The sequence below is a fragment of the Streptomyces sp. OZ13 genome, from assembly GCF_052068155.1.
Taxonomy (GTDB): domain Bacteria; phylum Actinomycetota; class Actinomycetes; order Streptomycetales; family Streptomycetaceae; genus Streptomyces.
This window is the reverse complement of the sequence record NZ_JBQHCZ010000004.1, coordinates 487,301-501,710: the sequence shown is the minus strand read 5'-3', so window position 1 is coordinate 501,710 and position 14,410 is coordinate 487,301. Positions and strand designations below refer to the sequence as shown.

At 70.1% G+C, this 14,410-nt stretch carries 12 protein-coding genes and 1 tRNA gene; 7 read left to right on the top strand and 6 right to left on the bottom strand.

The window, feature by feature from the left end; all coding sequences use genetic code 11:
* Positions 1–5: 5 nt before the first annotated feature.
* From ACTMTU_RS12600 to ACTMTU_RS12590, 3 genes are all read right to left on the bottom strand, one after another.
* On the bottom strand, positions 6–2,123 hold the full coding sequence (locus ACTMTU_RS12600; RefSeq protein ID WP_441263549.1) for a PQQ-dependent sugar dehydrogenase: 2,118 nt from the start codon (positions 2,121–2,123) through the stop codon (positions 6–8).
* A 259-nt stretch (positions 2,124–2,382) separates the two neighbouring features.
* Entirely contained in the window at positions 2,383–2,853 is a 471-nt protein-coding gene (locus ACTMTU_RS12595) for a RidA family protein (protein WP_441263548.1), read from the bottom strand.
* Positions 2,850–3,011, bottom strand: a complete 162-nt coding sequence (locus tag ACTMTU_RS12590) for a DUF4177 domain-containing protein (RefSeq protein WP_005314434.1) — start codon at positions 3,009–3,011, stop codon at positions 2,850–2,852. The genes ACTMTU_RS12595 and ACTMTU_RS12590 overlap by 4 nt, the downstream gene beginning before the upstream one ends.
* 96 nt (positions 3,012–3,107) lie before the next feature.
* Between ACTMTU_RS12590 and ACTMTU_RS12585 the strand changes: the two genes are divergently transcribed.
* Together ACTMTU_RS12585 and ACTMTU_RS12580 are read left to right on the top strand one after the other, a co-directional pair.
* Positions 3,108–4,070: an ArsA family ATPase gene (locus ACTMTU_RS12585; protein ID WP_441263547.1), complete on the top strand. Its 963-nt coding sequence runs from the start codon at positions 3,108–3,110 to the stop codon at positions 4,068–4,070.
* Positions 4,067–5,368 carry an ArsA family ATPase gene (locus ACTMTU_RS12580; protein ID WP_441263546.1) on the top strand — a complete coding sequence of 434 codons (1,302 nt, stop codon included), beginning with the start codon at positions 4,067–4,069 and terminating at the stop codon, positions 5,366–5,368. The genes ACTMTU_RS12585 and ACTMTU_RS12580 overlap by 4 nt, the downstream gene beginning before the upstream one ends.
* A gap of 331 nt (positions 5,369–5,699) precedes the next feature.
* Here the strand turns inward: ACTMTU_RS12580 and ACTMTU_RS12575 are convergent, their stop codons facing one another.
* On the bottom strand, positions 5,700–6,044 hold the full coding sequence (locus ACTMTU_RS12575; protein WP_050791514.1) for a WhiB family transcriptional regulator: 345 nt from the start codon (positions 6,042–6,044) through the stop codon (positions 5,700–5,702).
* Positions 6,045–6,452: 408 nt separating this feature from the next.
* On the opposite strand from ACTMTU_RS12575, the gene ACTMTU_RS12570 reads away from it, so the two are divergent.
* On the top strand, positions 6,453–8,687 hold the full coding sequence (locus tag ACTMTU_RS12570; protein WP_441263545.1) for a transglycosylase domain-containing protein: 2,235 nt from the start codon (positions 6,453–6,455) through the stop codon (positions 8,685–8,687).
* 147 nt (positions 8,688–8,834) lie between these two features.
* Here the strand turns inward: ACTMTU_RS12570 and ACTMTU_RS12565 are convergent, their stop codons facing one another.
* Entirely contained in the window at positions 8,835–9,299 is a 465-nt protein-coding gene (locus ACTMTU_RS12565; RefSeq protein ID WP_441263544.1) for a GatB/YqeY domain-containing protein, read from the bottom strand.
* A gap of 530 nt (positions 9,300–9,829) precedes the next feature.
* On the opposite strand from ACTMTU_RS12565, the gene mptB reads away from it, so the two are divergent.
* The 4 genes from mptB (at position 9,830) to ACTMTU_RS12545 (ending at position 13,644) form a co-directional block, all read left to right on the top strand.
* The gene (gene mptB / locus ACTMTU_RS12560) at positions 9,830–11,293 is read left to right on the top strand and encodes a polyprenol phosphomannose-dependent alpha 1,6 mannosyltransferase MptB (protein ID WP_441263543.1); all 1,464 of its coding nucleotides are present in this window, start codon (positions 9,830–9,832) and stop codon (positions 11,291–11,293) included.
* The gene (locus tag ACTMTU_RS12555) at positions 11,290–12,513 is read left to right on the top strand and encodes a glycosyltransferase 87 family protein (RefSeq protein WP_441263542.1); all 1,224 of its coding nucleotides are present in this window, start codon (positions 11,290–11,292) and stop codon (positions 12,511–12,513) included. Before mptB ends, ACTMTU_RS12555 begins: the two co-directional genes overlap by 4 nt.
* A gap of 21 nt (positions 12,514–12,534) precedes the next feature.
* The gene (locus ACTMTU_RS12550) at positions 12,535–13,473 is read left to right on the top strand and encodes a metallophosphoesterase (RefSeq protein ID WP_441263541.1); all 939 of its coding nucleotides are present in this window, start codon (positions 12,535–12,537) and stop codon (positions 13,471–13,473) included.
* Positions 13,474–13,570: 97 nt separating this feature from the next.
* Positions 13,571–13,644: transfer RNA gene (locus ACTMTU_RS12545), tRNA-Pro, on the top strand.
* Between the two features lie 147 nt (positions 13,645–13,791).
* Here the strand turns inward: ACTMTU_RS12545 and ACTMTU_RS12540 are convergent.
* Positions 13,792–14,220, bottom strand: coding sequence for a hypothetical protein (locus ACTMTU_RS12540; protein ID WP_441263540.1), 429 nt, complete (start codon positions 14,218–14,220; stop codon positions 13,792–13,794).
* Positions 14,221–14,410: the final 190 nt, after the last annotated feature.

Here is a 14,410-nt window from a genome sequence, read left to right as displayed (position 1 = left end):
GGATGCTATGCGCTTCCGCGCCGATGTTCGAGAGTCTCCTTCCCGCTGCCGGTCCCGCGCGTGGCTCCTGCGCCCGAGTACACGATGTCGATCCGCAGGATCCTGTCGTTTCCGTTCACGCCGTCCTTGTCGGTCGACGTGGTGAGCCAGATGTCGCCCTGGTGGTCGACCTCGACGGTGCGCAGCCGGTCGTAGGTGCCCTGGAAGTAGATCTTCTGCTCCACCAGGTTGCTGCTCGTGTCGATGCGCATCCGGTAGACGCGTTCGCCCCTGGTCGTGGCGACGAAGACGTGGTCGTTGATGATCGTCAGGCCGCTGGGCGAGGCCTGAGCCGTCGGCCAGGTCTTCTTCGGCGCGAGGTAGCCCGAGCAGCTGCCGCTGGTGCCCTCGCAGGCCGGCCAGCCGTAGTTGCCGCCCTTGCGGATCAGGTTGACCTCGTCCATGACGCTGTTGCCGAACTCGGCCTGCCAGAGGCGGCCCTGCGAGTCGAAGTCGAGGCCCTGCGGGTTGCGGTGTCCCAGGGACCAGACGGCGTTGCCGAAGGGATTGTCCGCGGGAATCGAACCGTCGCGGTCGATCCGGAGGATCTTGCCGTTGAGGGAGTTCTTGTCCTGGGCCTTGCTGGAGCTCTGCGCGTCGCCCATGGCGGCGTACAGCTTCCCGTCGGGGCCGAAGCGCAGCCTGCCGCCGTTGTGGAAGCGGCTCTTCTCCATGCCTGCGAGCAGCACGGTGTAGCCGCTGAGGCTGTTGTTCTCGAGCTTCATGCGAGCGATGCGGTTGCCGTCGCCCGAGGTGTGCAGGAAGTACACCAGGCGGTCGGTGGCGAAGTCCGGGCTGACCTCGAGGCCCATCAGGCCTCCCTCACCGCCGGTGGTCTGCGACTCGGGGACCTTGCCGACGAGCGTCTTCTGACCGGTCCTGGAGAGCGTGTAGACGTTGAAGGTGTTCCGCTCGGTGAAGACGCCGGTGCCGTCCGGCAGGAAACCGAGCCCCCAGGCGACGTCCACGCCGCCGGCCAGGGTGGAGACCGTGCCAGGGTCGGGAGTACCGCCGGGGATCGCGCCACGGGTCCTGACGGTGATCTCGGGACTGAAGGCGGACCTGTTGCCCTTGCGGTCGAAGGCCCTGACCTTGAAGCGGTACGACGTGTCCGGGATCAGGCCGCCGACGGTCGCGGAGGTTTCGTCGGCGGTAGCGGCCGCGGCCCCGTCGCGGTGGATCTCGTATCCGGCGACGCCCGTGTCGTCCGTGGACGCGGTCCACACGAGGTCGACGCCGGTCGCCCCCGCGCCGGTGGAGCGCAGGCCGCCGGGCACGCTGGGGGCCTGCGTGTCGGGCGGGGCGGGCAGGGTGGAGACGGTGACGGCGTTGCTGGCGTCGGAGACGTTGCCGGCGGCGTCACGGGCGAAGACCGTCCAGTCGTAGGCCGTTTCCGGGTCGAGCCCGTCGACGGTGGCCGCGAGGGTGGTGCCGCCGACCTGCTTCATCAACTGGCCGTGCTGGTAGACGTCGTAGCCGGTGACGGCCGTGTCGTCGGAGGCGGCGTCCCAGGCGAGCGAGACGCTCGTCGCGGTGGGCTCCTTGTCCTTGCGCAGGTTGGCGGGGGCCGTCGGTTTCTGCGTGTCGGCGGGGCCGCTCGCCGTGACGGTGAGCTTGTCCAGGTTGGGCCCGTCGGACGCCGCGGTGGTGACCCGGACCGTGTTGTCGCCCGCTTTGAGGGCGGCGTTCGCGGTGACGGTCCGCCAGGTGGTCCAGGCGCCGGTGGCGGGAAAGGCGCGGTCGTCGGCGACGAGGGCGCCGTTGACCCGGATGTCGAGGGGGCGGTTCGCGGACGTGCCGTTGGCGTACCGGAATTCGAGGGTCGCGTCGGCCGTCCGGTCGGAGGCGACGGTGAACTCGACGTAGGCGCCCGTCACCGGCTGGAAGTTCACGTAGCCGGTGCCGGAGTGACCTGCGTGGTCGGAGTCGACCGCGCCTTGGGAGACCTTGGCCGCTTCGGCCTCGTACGCGACGGGGGCGGCGGCTGCCGTGCCCGCGAGGGGTGGTGCCGCAACGGATAACGCCGCGGTCGCGGCGGCCACGAGAACGCCGAGGGCGGCCCGTGGGCGGGGGGTGGGTGCCACTGTTTCCTCCCACTTTCGTTCGGGGGACGAGGGGATGGAGGAGGTGCGTGCGAATGCTCGCCGGTTCCACGAGAGCGTTCACATCGATAGGAAGGATTCCTAACCATGGACGCCAAGGGACAGGGCACACCCACCGACGCGTCCGCGTCAAGACCGGCGCGGGAGGATCGGCGCACCGGCGGAACGGCGACGGCCCCGCGCCCGCCGGAAATCCGGGGGCACGGGGCCGTACATGTACTGACCGGGGTGTCGGCCGGGCTCAGCCCTGGGCGAGCTCCACCTGGATCTCGACCTCGACGGGAGCGTCCAGCGGCAGCACCGCGACACCCACCGCGCTGCGGGCGTGCACGCCCTTGTCGCCGAGCACCTCGCCCAGCAGCTCGCTCGCCCCGTTGAGAACGGCCGGCTGCCCGGTGAAGTCCGACGCCGAGGCGACGAAGCCGACGACCTTCACGACCCGCGCGATCCGGTCCAGGTCACCGATGACCGACTTCACGGCGGCCAGGGCGTTCAGCGCACAGGTACGCGCCAGTTCCTTGGCCTCCTCCGGGGTCACCTCCGCACCCACCTTGCCGGTGACCGGCAGCTTGCCCTCCACCATCGGGAGCTGCCCCGCGGTGTAGACGTACGCGCCGGACACGACGGCGGGCTGGTAGGCGGCGAGCGGCGGAACGACCTCGGGCAGCGTCAGCCCGAGTTCGGCGAGCCTGGCGTCGACCACGCCGCTCACGAGGACTTCTCCCGCTTCAGATAGGCCACGAGCTGCTCGGGGTTGTTCGGCCCGGGTACGACCTGGACCAGCTCCCAGCCGTCCTCGCCCCAGGTGTCCAGAATCTGCTTCGTCGCGTGCACGAGAAGCGGCACGGTCGCGTATTCCCACTTGGTCATGGAGCCGACTGTAGCCGCACCCTCCACCCGGTCCGTGACACAGGCCGCAGGCAGCCTCGTGCGTAGGGCGGGGTCCGACTGGTTAGGCTCGAATACGTGAGCAGGCTCCAGGTCGTCAGCGGCAAGGGCGGTACCGGTAAGACCACGGTGGCCGCTGCCCTCGCGCTCGCCCTCGCGACAGAGGGAAAGCGGACTCTTCTCGTCGAGGTCGAGGGCAGGCAGGGCATTGCCCAGCTGTTCGAGACGGAGGCCCTTCCTTACGAGGAGCGCAAGATCGCCGTCGCCTCCGGCGGCGGTGAGGTGTTCGCGCTGGCCATCGATGCCGAGCGCGCCCTCCTCGACTACCTCCAGATGTTCTACAAACTCGGCAGCGCGGGCCGCGCCCTGAAGAAGCTCGGCGCGATCGACTTCGCGACGACCATCGCCCCGGGCGTGCGGGACGTGCTGCTGACGGGCAAGGCCTGCGAGGCCGTGCGCCGCCGGGACAGACAGGGGCGGTACGTCTACGACTACGTGGTCATGGACGCGCCGCCCACCGGCCGCATCACCCGCTTCCTGAACGTCAACGACGAGGTGGCGGGCCTGGCCCGGATCGGCCCGATACACAATCAGGCGCAGGCGGTGATGCGGGTCCTCAAGTCGCCTGAGACGGCCGTCCACCTGGTCACGCTGCTGGAGGAGATGCCCGTCCAGGAGACCGCCGACGGCGTCGCAGAGCTCCGCGCGGCCGACCTGCCGGTGGGCAACGCCATCGTGAACATGGTCCGGCCGCATCTCCTCGACGAGGACGCCGTGCACGACGCGGCGAACGGCCGGCGCGCCGCCGTCACCGACGCGCTCAAGGCCGCCGGCGTCACCGGCGCCGCGGGGCTCGTCACCCCGCTGCTGGAGCAGGCGTCCGAACACGCGCAGCGTGTGGAGCTGGAGCGCGAGCAGCGCAAGGCGCTCAACACCCTGGAGCTGGGCGCCTACGAACTCCCCATGCTCAGCGAGGGAGTCGACCTGGCAGGGCTCTACCAACTGGCGAAGGAACTGCGCAAGCAAGGGGCCGGCTCATGACCCTGGACGCATCGGCCCGGCTGGAGGTCGATCCCCTCATCGACGACCCCACCACCCGGATCATCGTGTGCTGCGGCGCCGGCGGCGTCGGTAAGACGACGACGGCCGCGGCGCTGGGGGTACGGGCGGCGGAGCGCGGCCGCAAGGTGGTCGTCCTCACCATCGATCCGGCCAGGCGGCTCGCGCAGTCCATGGGCATCGACTCGCTCGACAACACTCCGCGCCGGGTCGAAGGCATCAAGGGCGGCGGGGAGTTGCACGCCATGATGCTCGACATGAAGCGGACCTTCGACGAGATCGTCGAGTCGCACGCGGATGCGGACCGGGCCCGCGCCATCCTGGAGAACCCCTTCTACCAGTCCCTGTCCGCCGGTTTCGCCGGCACGCAGGAGTACATGGCCATGGAGAAGCTGGGCCAGCTGCGGGCGCGCGACGAGTGGGACCTGATCATCGTGGACACCCCGCCGTCGCGCTCCGCGCTGGACTTCCTCGACGCGCCCAAGCGCCTGGGGTCGTTCCTCGACGGCAAATTCATCAAGCTGCTGATGGCGCCGGCGAAGATGGGCGGCCGGGCGGGGATGAAGTTCCTCAACGTCGGCATGTCGATGATGACGGGCACCCTCGGGAAGCTGCTCGGGGGCCAACTGCTGCGGGACGTGCAGACGTTCGTGGCCGCGATGGACACGATGTTCGGCGGGTTCCGCACCCGCGCGGACGCGACGTACCGGCTGCTTCAGGCGCCGGGGACGGCGTTCATGGTGGTCGCGGCACCCGAGCGGGACGCGCTGCGGGAGGCGGCGTACTTCGTGGAACGGCTGGCGGAGGAGGACATGCCGCTCGCCGGCCTGGTCCTCAACCGGGTGCACGTCAGCGGCGCCGCGCGGCTGTCGGCGGAGCGGGCGCTCGCGGCCGCGGAAAATCTTGACGAGGGCGGCATTGTGGATCAGGGGCACGGGAAGACTGGTGTTCGTGACGCCGCGGCCGTCTCTCCCGAATCCCCGTCCGCGGGCCACGCCCCCGAAGCCCACCCGCAAGTCGCCGAAGAACCCGCAGAGTCGAAGAGTTCCCGGATGCAGACCACGCAGGAGATGACTGCCGGTCTGCTGCGTCTGCATGCCGAGCGCATGCAGGTGCTTGCGCGTGAACAGCGCACGCGTGACCGTTTCACCGCGCTCCACCCGGAGGTGCCGGTGGCCGAGGTCCCCGCCCTCCCGGGCGACGTGCACGATCTCGCCGGCCTGCGCGCCATCGGCGACCGCCTCGCCACGGGGGGTCTCGCCCCGGCCGGGGCGGCGTAGCCGCCTTCAGCGCACGGCTCCGCGCATCGCTCGCGGAGCGTCGACGCCTCAGCACGGGCGCGGGATCTTCAGGGCCCGGTTCGCCGTGTGGTCCGGCATGGGGGCATGACCGGATGGCCCGGCGTGCCCGCGGCTGCTGTTCGGCACGTCGGTGCGCGTTTGTGGAGGCACCCCCAGCGCGCGTCTCAAGGCATGCCTCGGCCACCCGTGGCGGACACGGACACCACGACGGCCACTCGCGGCCCGTACCACCAGGGATAAGCCGACCGCGGCCGAGACCGGCCCGTCAGCCGCCCGGTACGACCGGTGCTTCCGGTGCGACCGCCGACAGCTAGCCGACCGCGGCGTACGCCTCGTAGGTCTCGTCGTCGTCGAGGGCGACGGGCAGAATCCCCGCGCTGCGCTCGTATTCCGTGCGTGCGGTCTCGAGCAGCCTGCGCCAGGAGGTGACGGTGGGGCGTCTGCGCAGCAATGCGCGTCGCTCCCGCTCCGTCATTCCGCCCCAGACGCCGAACTCGACGCGGTTGTCGAGCGCGTCGGCCAGGCATTCGGTCCGCACCGGGCATCCGGTGCACACCGCCTTGGCCCTGTTCTGCGCTGCCCCTTGTACGAACAGTTCATCCGGATCAGTAGTGCGGCAGGCTGCCTGCGCACTCCAGTCGGTTACCCAGCCCATGCCGGCGCCGTCCTCTCCCGAATCGAGGCTCCCCCACGGCGGCAGCGGCATATTCACCGCTGCCAGTTGAGGACGTTACGGAAGGTGGGCACAGCGCAACACCCCCTTGGGGCCCAATCTTGAATGGCCCGAACGGACTATGCGTACGCGGCAGATCACCCAGGGGAGTGACCTGAGGGCATACCGAATAAAGCCGACATAGCGGGGCAGTTCAGTTGGGTCACAAGGGGCACCGCGTAACACAAGTGCCGGATACGGACATGACTGACGGACACAACTCCACCGGATTCGGGTACAGCGGAAATCATGTCAAGTGCTTGATGCAGAACCGCACTGCTGTGACAGTTGTGAGCAGCTTAGGCCAATGCCTTTACGCGTGTCCGGCGAATGAGAACGTAGGCTGGCCCCATGCCAAAGAAGCGCTCGGGCGGTGGTCTGACCGGGACCCAGCAGGCCGCCAAGTTCCTCGGTGTCAGCGTGCTCGCCGGAGCCGTGCTGGCGGGCATCGCCCTGCCCGCCGCCGGAGCACTGGGACTCGCGGCCAAGGGAACGGTCGAGGGATTCGACACCATCCCGGCCAACCTCAAGACTCCGCCGCTGAGTCAGCGCACCACGATCCTCGACTCCGAGGGCGGTCCGATCGCCACGGTCTACTCCCGTGACCGCACGGTCGTGCCGATCGAGGACATCTCCCCGTACATGCAGAAGGCGATCGTCGCGATCGAGGACGCCCGCTTCTACGACCACGGCGCGATCGACCTCAAGGGCGTGCTGCGCGCACTGAACAAGAACGCGCAGTCGGGCGGCGTCTCCGAAGGCGCCTCGACCCTCACCCAGCAGTACGTGAAGAACGTCTTCGTGGAGGAGGCCGGTGACGACCCCGACAAGGTCGCCCAGGCCACCCAGCAGACCCTCGGCCGGAAGATCCGCGAACTGAAGTACGCGATCCAGGTCGAAGAGGAACTGGGCAAGAAGAAGATCCTCGAGAACTACCTCAACATCACGTTCTTCGGTCAGCAGGCGTACGGCGTCGAGGCCGCGTCCCAGCGGTACTTCTCCAAGAAGGCGAAGGACCTGAAGCTGGAGGAGGCCGCGCTGCTCGCCGGCATCGTCCAGTCGCCGAGCCGCTTCGACCCGGTCAACGACTCGGAAGAGGCGACCAAGCGCCGCAACATCGTGCTCCAGCGCATGGCGGACGTCCGGGACATCTCCCAGGCCGAGGCGGACAAGGCCAAGGCGAGCCCGATCAAGCTGAACGTCAGCAAGCCCAAGAACGGCTGCATCACCGCCGTCAACGGCGCCGGCTTCTTCTGCGACTACGTACGCCAGGTGTTCCTGACCGACCCGGTCTTCGGCAAGACCAGGGAGGACCGGCTCAAGGTCTGGAACCAGGGCGGTCTGACGATCAGGACCACCCTGGACCCGCAGGCCCAGGCATCGGCGCAGAATTCGATAAAGGACCACGTCTACCAGACCGACAAGGTCGCCGCCGCGGTCACGCTCGTCCAGCCCGGGACCGGCAAGATCGTCGCCATGGGTCAGTCCAAGCCGTACGGCTTCGGCAAGAACGAGACCCAGATCAACTACTCGGTCAACCACGACATGGGCGGCTCGAACTTCGGCTTCCCGGTCGGCTCGACCTTCAAGCCGTTCCTGGCCGCCGCGGCCCTGGAGCAGGGCAAGCCGCCGACGCAGGTCTACCCGTCGCCGTACAAGATGCCGTACCCGCAGTCGGTGTCGACGTGCAGCGGCAAGCCGTGGGTCAACACCGACAACACCATGCTGGAGAACGAGAACGAGACCGAGGTCGGGCCGTACCCGCTCAAGGAAGCGATGGCGCTGTCCGTCAACACCTACTTCGTGCAGATGATCGGCGAGATCGGGATGTGCCCGATCACGGAGCTGACCGGCAAGCTGGGCGTGGTGCAGGGCAACAACACCAAACTGCCGGAAGTACCCTCGGCGCTCACCCTCGGCTCCACCGGTATCGCGCCCCTCGTGATGGCCAACGCCTACGCGACCTTCGCCAACCGCGGGACCTACTGCACGCCGACGGCCATCGAGTCGATCAAGACGGCCGACGGCAAGAGCCTGAAGGTCCCGCAGACCGAGTGCAGCAAGGCGATGTCCGAGCGGACCGCCGACACGATCAACACCCTGCTGCGCGGAGTGGTCGACTCCGGTACCGGCCGACAGGCCGGTCTGCAGAGCCGCGACAACGCGGGCAAGACCGGTACGACCGACTTCAGGAAGAACGCCTGGTTCGTGGGCTACACCCCGAACATGTCGGGCGCCGTCTGGGTCGGCAGCGCCAGCCAGCAGGTGAAGATGGAGTACATCACCATCGGCGGCCAGTACCACGAGAAGGTCTTCGGTGGCGCGGTCCCGGGTCCGATCTGGAAGGACGCGATGACGGGGGCGCTGGCCGGCGAGCCCGCTCCGCCCTTCGTCGGCGTGCACATCCCGGACGTCCCGAAGGACGACAAGGACAAGGACAAGGACAAGGGCCGGGACAAGCCGGACGACGGCAAGCCCGGTGACGAGGAGCCGTGGCCCGGCATCTCCATCCCGCCGGACCTGATCGGCGGCGGCAACAACCGCGGCCAGGGCAACGGCGGCGGTGACGGCGGCAACTGGCCGTAGGCACCCGCGTGAGGTGTGAAGAAGGGGGACCCGGTGGCCGGGTCCCCCTTCTTCATGCCCTCATGGCGGGCGCCCACTGCCGTCGCGGCGGGCACCCTGCTCTCGGCGGGTTCCCTGCCGTCACGGCGTGCGCCGCCGGCCCGGCTCTCAGCCGGCCAGCAGCCGCTTCACCGCGGCGGCGACCCTGCCGCCCTCGGCCCGGCCCGCCACCTTCGGGTTCACGATCTTCATGACGGCACCCATGGCACGCGGTCCCTCGGCCCCCGCGGACCTGGCCTCCTCGACGGCCTGCGCCACGATCTGGTTCAGCTCGTCGTCCGTCAGCTGCTGCGGCAGATACGCGTCGAGGAGCACGCCTTCCGCCTTCTCGCGCTCGGCCTGCTCGGGGCGACCGCCCTGGGCGAAGGCATCGGCGGCCTCGCGGCGCTTCTTCGCCTCCTTGGCGATCACCTTCTGCACCTCGTCGTCGGAGAGTTCACGGGCGGTCTTGCCCGAAACCTCCTCCTTGGTGATCGCGGAGAGGGTCAGCCGAAGCGTGGAGGAGCGCAGTTCGTCGCGCGCCCTGATCGCCTCGGTGAGGTCTTCCTGCAGCTTGGACTTGAGCGTGGTCATGCGGCCAAGTGTGTCAGGTGCGCGACGGAACTCGCCCGCGCATTTCGCGGCGGGGCGCGGGGCGCGTCGCGAGACCGGGAGGGAGGCCGGGGCCTCAGCCGACACAGAGGCCGGCCCCGCGGGGCCCGGACGGAAGCGTGGGTCGAGAGACGGGGGACGGACGTGGGGCCTCGGACGACCGCGGCGGAAGCGCGCGTCGCACGGCCGGGACCGAAGCCGGCCCGGCGGGGCTCGGACCAAAGCCGACGTCGCACGGCCGGTACCGAAGTCGGCCCCGCGGGGCCCGGACGCCGGAGTCGCGAGAGGGGGACAGAGGCCGCCCCGCGAGGCCCGGACCGAAGCCCGGCGTCGCACGGCCGGCGCAGGTCGCGCCGCTGTCGGCGGGCTTCGGCGGCGAGCAGGGCCTGCGGCACCGCCGCCGTAAGCGGCTTCGACAAGGCGGCGTCCCGTAAAGCGGCGGACACGCGACCGACCCCCGCACGCGGCCGTCGCGTCGCCTGCGGGACACCGGCCGTTGACAGCCTGCGCAGGTGCCGTCCCTCCGTCTCGTCGTCGACCGGGTCCGCGACCGGGCAGTCGACTTCCGCCACTGTCAGCTGCTCGGGCTGACGGGTTCGACGGCGCTCGCGGCGGGTGGCGTGAGTTCAGGCGCCCTGCCTGTACGGCACATACCCGCCCCCGACTCCGGCCCGGCCGCGCTCGGGCTCGTCGGCGCGTATTTCGGGCTCGTCGTCCTGATAGCGGCCTGGGCGCTGGTGGGGGCGGCCGTGCGCGGACCCCGGCCGCCCGGCCGCCGTGATCTGCTGCTGACGCTGGTTCTGTGGGCGGCGCCGCTGGTGGTGGCGCCGCCGTTGTTCAGCCGCGACGTGTACAGCTACCTCGCGCAGGGCGCGATGGTCGACGCGCAGCTCGATGTCCACACCCTCGGACCGTCCCACCTCGGCGGCCCGCTCCCGGCGGAGGTCGCACCCCTGTGGCGGGACACGCCGGCCCCGTACGGCCCGGTCTTCCTCGCCCTCGCCGCGGTGGCGCACTCCCCCGGCCCGGCCGCGTTCCCCGCCGACCAGGTGTCCACCGGGGTACTCGGGATGCGGCTCGTCGCACTCCTCGGTGTGGCGGCCATGGCGTTGTGCCTGCCCCGGCTGGCCCGGTACTGCGGCACCGACCCGTCCGTGGCTCTCTGGCTCGGCGTGCTCAACCCGTTGGTGCTGCTGCATCTGGTCGGCGGCGCGCACAACGACGCGGTCATGCTGGGCCTGCTGGGCGTCGGACTGGTCGCGGCGCTCGGCCGCAGGCCGGTGGCCGCGGTCGTACTCATCACCCTGGCGGCCCTGGTGAAGGCCCCGGCGGCGCTGGGTCTCGTCGCCGTGGTGATGCTGTGGGCCCGGCAGACGTCATGGGCGCGGGTTCCACGACTGTCGGCCGCCGCTGCCGTCCTCTGCGTCTGCGTGGCGACCACAGCGGTGACCACGGCGGCCGTGGGTACGGGATACGGGTGGCTCACGACGCTGGACACCCCCGTCTCCCCCGGGAACTGGTCCCTCACCTCTACCCTCGGCCGGATGACCACCGCCCTCCTCGACCGGGCGGGCGACGGGCCCGCGGCACTCGCGCGCTTCGCCGGCCCGGCGTGGCATCTGCTGGGCCTCGCCGCGACCGCCGTCGCCGTACTGCTCGCCTGGCGCCGTCACCATCTGCTGCGCCCGGTCCACGCGCTCGGGCTCAGCCTGACGGCGGTTGCCGTCCTCGGCCCCGCGATCCGCCCGTGGTACCTGCTGTGGGGACTGTTCCTGATCGCGGCCGCCGGGCCCGGCAGATCTTTGCGCCGGACGGCCGCCGTGGCCAGTGCGATCCTCGCCCTCGTCGTTCTGCCGAGTGGATTCGCGCCGGATGCCGCCCAGTTGGGGCTGGCCGTCGGTGGCGGTCTGCTCGCGGTGACAGCTCTGTGGGGCGCGGACCGCGTCGCGCGCCGACCGATCGGGAGTACTGCATGACACAGCTGGGTACGACGGAGACCACGTGGCCGTGGCCGACGACCACCCGCGGACGGCTCATCCTGGTCGCCTCGCTGGCCTCCACCGTCCTGCTGTTCCTCATGACGGTGCCGCTGCACCGCGGCTGGTTCGACCTGGGTGTCTATTACGGGGCCGTGCACCACTGGGTGGACGGCGGCGCTCTCTACGACTACCAGGTGCCCGGCAGCCGATACGGCTTCACGTACCCGCCGTTCGCCGCCCTGACCATGCTGCCGATGACGCTGATCCACTGGAACGGCGCCATCGCCCTCACTCTGCTGCTCAACGCCGCCGCGGCCGTCGTGATCCTGCGTCTGACCGCCGGGCCGGTCGTCAGGGCCCAGGGCTGGACGCCTTGGTACGCACTGGCGCTCACCGGATGCGCCTTCGCCCTTCTCGAACCGGTCCGCGACACGGTCAGCTTCGGTCAGGTCAACCTGCTGCTGCTGGCGCTCGTCCTCGTCGACCTGCGCCTGCCGGCCGACGGCCGGGCCTCCCGTTACGCCGGCATCGGCATCGGCCTCGCCGCCGCGATCAAGCTCACGCCCGCCGTGTTCATCGGCCACCTGCTCCTCACCGGCCGCCCCCGCGCCGCCGCGACAGCCACCGCCGTCGCGCTCGGCGCCACCGGCCTGGCGGCATGGCTCGCGCCGGACACCTCCCGCGTCTACTGGACCCAGGCGCTCTGGGACACCGACCGGGTCGGCTCGCTCGCGTACGTCTCCAACCAGTCCTGGCAGGGACTGCTCGCCCGGTTCGTCGAACCGCACGAGCCGAGCCGCGGCATCTGGGCGGCCGGGGTCCTCGTGCTGCTCACTGTGTGGTTCGTACGGGTCCGCCGGGCGACCGCCGCCGGTGACCACGCCGCCGCGGTCGCGCTGACCGGCATCCTGGCCTGTCTGATCAGCCCGGTCACCTGGGTGCACCACCTGGTCTGGCTGGTGCCCGCCCTCGCGGTCCTCGCCGGCGCCGCCCTGGGCACAGCCGCGGGACCGGACCGCCGCAGGCTGCTGACCTGGTCCGTCGCGCTGCCGGTCGTACTGTCGAGCAGCGTCGTGTGGCTGTGGAGCAAGGACTCGTCCGGAATCGACGGCTTCCTCGGTGGCAACACATACGTGTGGATCGCGCTGGGACTGCTCGTCGCGCTACCGGTCCGCGGCCCGTCCCGGGGGCACCTCCCACCACTGCCCCGCACCTGACGGGTCTGCGACGATGGACCCATGCGCGCACGCTACGGGCTCCCCCTGAAGATCACCGCAGGAATCACGGCGGCCGGAGCCGCCGGCCTCGTCTACGCTGCGGGCATCGAAGCCCGTTCGTACCGGCTGCGACGGGTGACGGTGCCGGTGCTGCCGCGCGGGATGCGGCCGTTGCGCGTGCTGCAGGTCTCCGACATCCACATGGTGAGCGGCCAGCGCAAGAAGCGGGCGTGGCTCCAGTCCCTGGCCGGACTGCGCCCGGACTTCGTCGTCAACACCGGCGACAACCTCTCCGATCCGGAGGGCGTGCCGGAGGTGCTGGACGCGCTGGGTCCGCTGATGGAGATCCCCGGCGTCTACGTCTTCGGCTCCAACGACTACTACGGCCCGAAGCTCCGCAACCCGGCCCGCTACCTCCTGGAGAAGGCACAGGGCCGCCACGGCCTCAACGGCAACGCCCCGGCCGTCGGCGCCGTCCACAACCCGTGGGAGGGAATGCGGGACGCGTTCGACGCGGCGGGATGGGTGGACCTGACGAACACCCGCGGCCGGCTGAAGCTCGACGGCTACGAGATCGCCTTCACCGGCCTCGACGACCCCCACATCAAGAGGGACCGTTACGACAAGGTCCTCGGCGGCCCCGAGAAGGACGCCGACCTGTCGCTGGCCGTCGTCCACGCTCCTTACCTCCGCGCCCTCGACGCCTTCACCGCCGACGGCTACCCCCTGATCCTGGCGGGCCACACCCACGGCGGGCAGCTGTGCATCCCCTTCTACGGCGCCCTGGTCACCAACTGCGACCTGGACACGGACCGGGTCAAGGGCCTGTCCCGGCACCGGGCGGAGGGGAAGGTCTCCTACCTCCACGTCTCCGCGGGCTGCGGCACGAACCGCTACACCCCGGTCCGCTTCGCCTGCCCTCCGGAGGCGACCCTGCTGACGCTGACCCCGCGCGACTGACCCCCGCGTAGCCCCGCCCGGGGCCCGCCGAAACCGGATTTCGCCTCCGGCCGCGGGTGGGCTAAAGTAATCGATGTCGCCGGGACACCGGCGACATCGGGGTGTAGCGCAGCTTGGCAGCGCGCTTCGTTCGGGACGAAGAGGTCGTGGGTTCAAATCCCGCCACCCCGACAGCCGTAGGACCAGGCCAGGGGCCTGATTCGAGTAATCGAATCAGGCCCCTGAGTGGTTTCCGGAGTCTTCTTGGGAGCCGAATTCGTTATCCGGCTCCCGTGCCACGGAGACCCTCTGCTCAATCCGGACTATCAGTGCCCGTAGCTAGCCTGCCGCCATGGCCATCCAGACCCTGACGCTGAGTGTCCTCATCGCATCCCCGGGCGACACCGCCGCGATGTGGTGGAGGACTCCATACGCAGCTGGAACAGCGATCACACGATGCGGCGCAAGATTCATCTGCTCCCTTTGCGCTGGGAGCTGGGAGCGGTACCGCTGGCCGGCCAGGGCGACGCGCAGGAGGTGATCAACGCGCAGTTCGCCGATGAAGCGGACATCGTCATCGCCGTTTTCAACAGCCGTCTCGGCCAGGCGACGAAACGCGCGGTCTCTGGTACGGCCGAAGAGATTCTCCGGGCCCGTGATCGCGGCGCGGCCGTGCACCTCTTCTTCTCTGAGGCGCCTGTCCCTCGTGATCACGACCCGGAGCAGCTCGCCGCGCTGAACTCGTTCCGCAAGGAGCTCCAGGAGCATGGCCTCACCGTCAGCTACGTATGTGCGGAGATCTCAAGGCGAAGGTGCGGACATGCCTGGAGCACGACGCGTATGCGGCCGGCAGCCCAGAGAGTGGGCTGTTCGCTCTGGGCGGCGGCGTGCTACTGGGCGGTCTGGATCTGCAGCGCCGACGGGGTTTCGAGATGCCGGGCTGGTGGCCCTTTCGCGA

Coding starts and splice junctions, on each gene's coding strand:
- ACTMTU_RS12580 (WP_441263546.1), top strand. CDS start 4,067: ATGACCCTGGACGCATCGGCCCGGCTGGAGGTCGATCCCCTCATCGAC.
- ACTMTU_RS12565 (WP_441263544.1), bottom strand. CDS start 9,299: ATGACCACGCTCAAGTCCAAGCTGCAGGAAGACCTCACCGAGGCGATC.
- ACTMTU_RS12540 (WP_441263540.1), bottom strand. CDS start 14,220: ATGCTCCTGGAGCTCCTTGCGGAACGAGTTCAGCGCGGCGAGCTGCTC.
- ACTMTU_RS12570 (WP_441263545.1), top strand. CDS start 6,453: ATGCCAAAGAAGCGCTCGGGCGGTGGTCTGACCGGGACCCAGCAGGCC.
- ACTMTU_RS12575 (WP_050791514.1), bottom strand. CDS start 6,044: ATGGGCTGGGTAACCGACTGGAGTGCGCAGGCAGCCTGCCGCACTACT.
- ACTMTU_RS12590 (WP_005314434.1), bottom strand. CDS start 3,011: ATGACCAAGTGGGAATACGCGACCGTGCCGCTTCTCGTGCACGCGACG.
- ACTMTU_RS12550 (WP_441263541.1), top strand. CDS start 12,535: ATGCGCGCACGCTACGGGCTCCCCCTGAAGATCACCGCAGGAATCACG.
- ACTMTU_RS12555 (WP_441263542.1), top strand. CDS start 11,290: ATGACACAGCTGGGTACGACGGAGACCACGTGGCCGTGGCCGACGACC.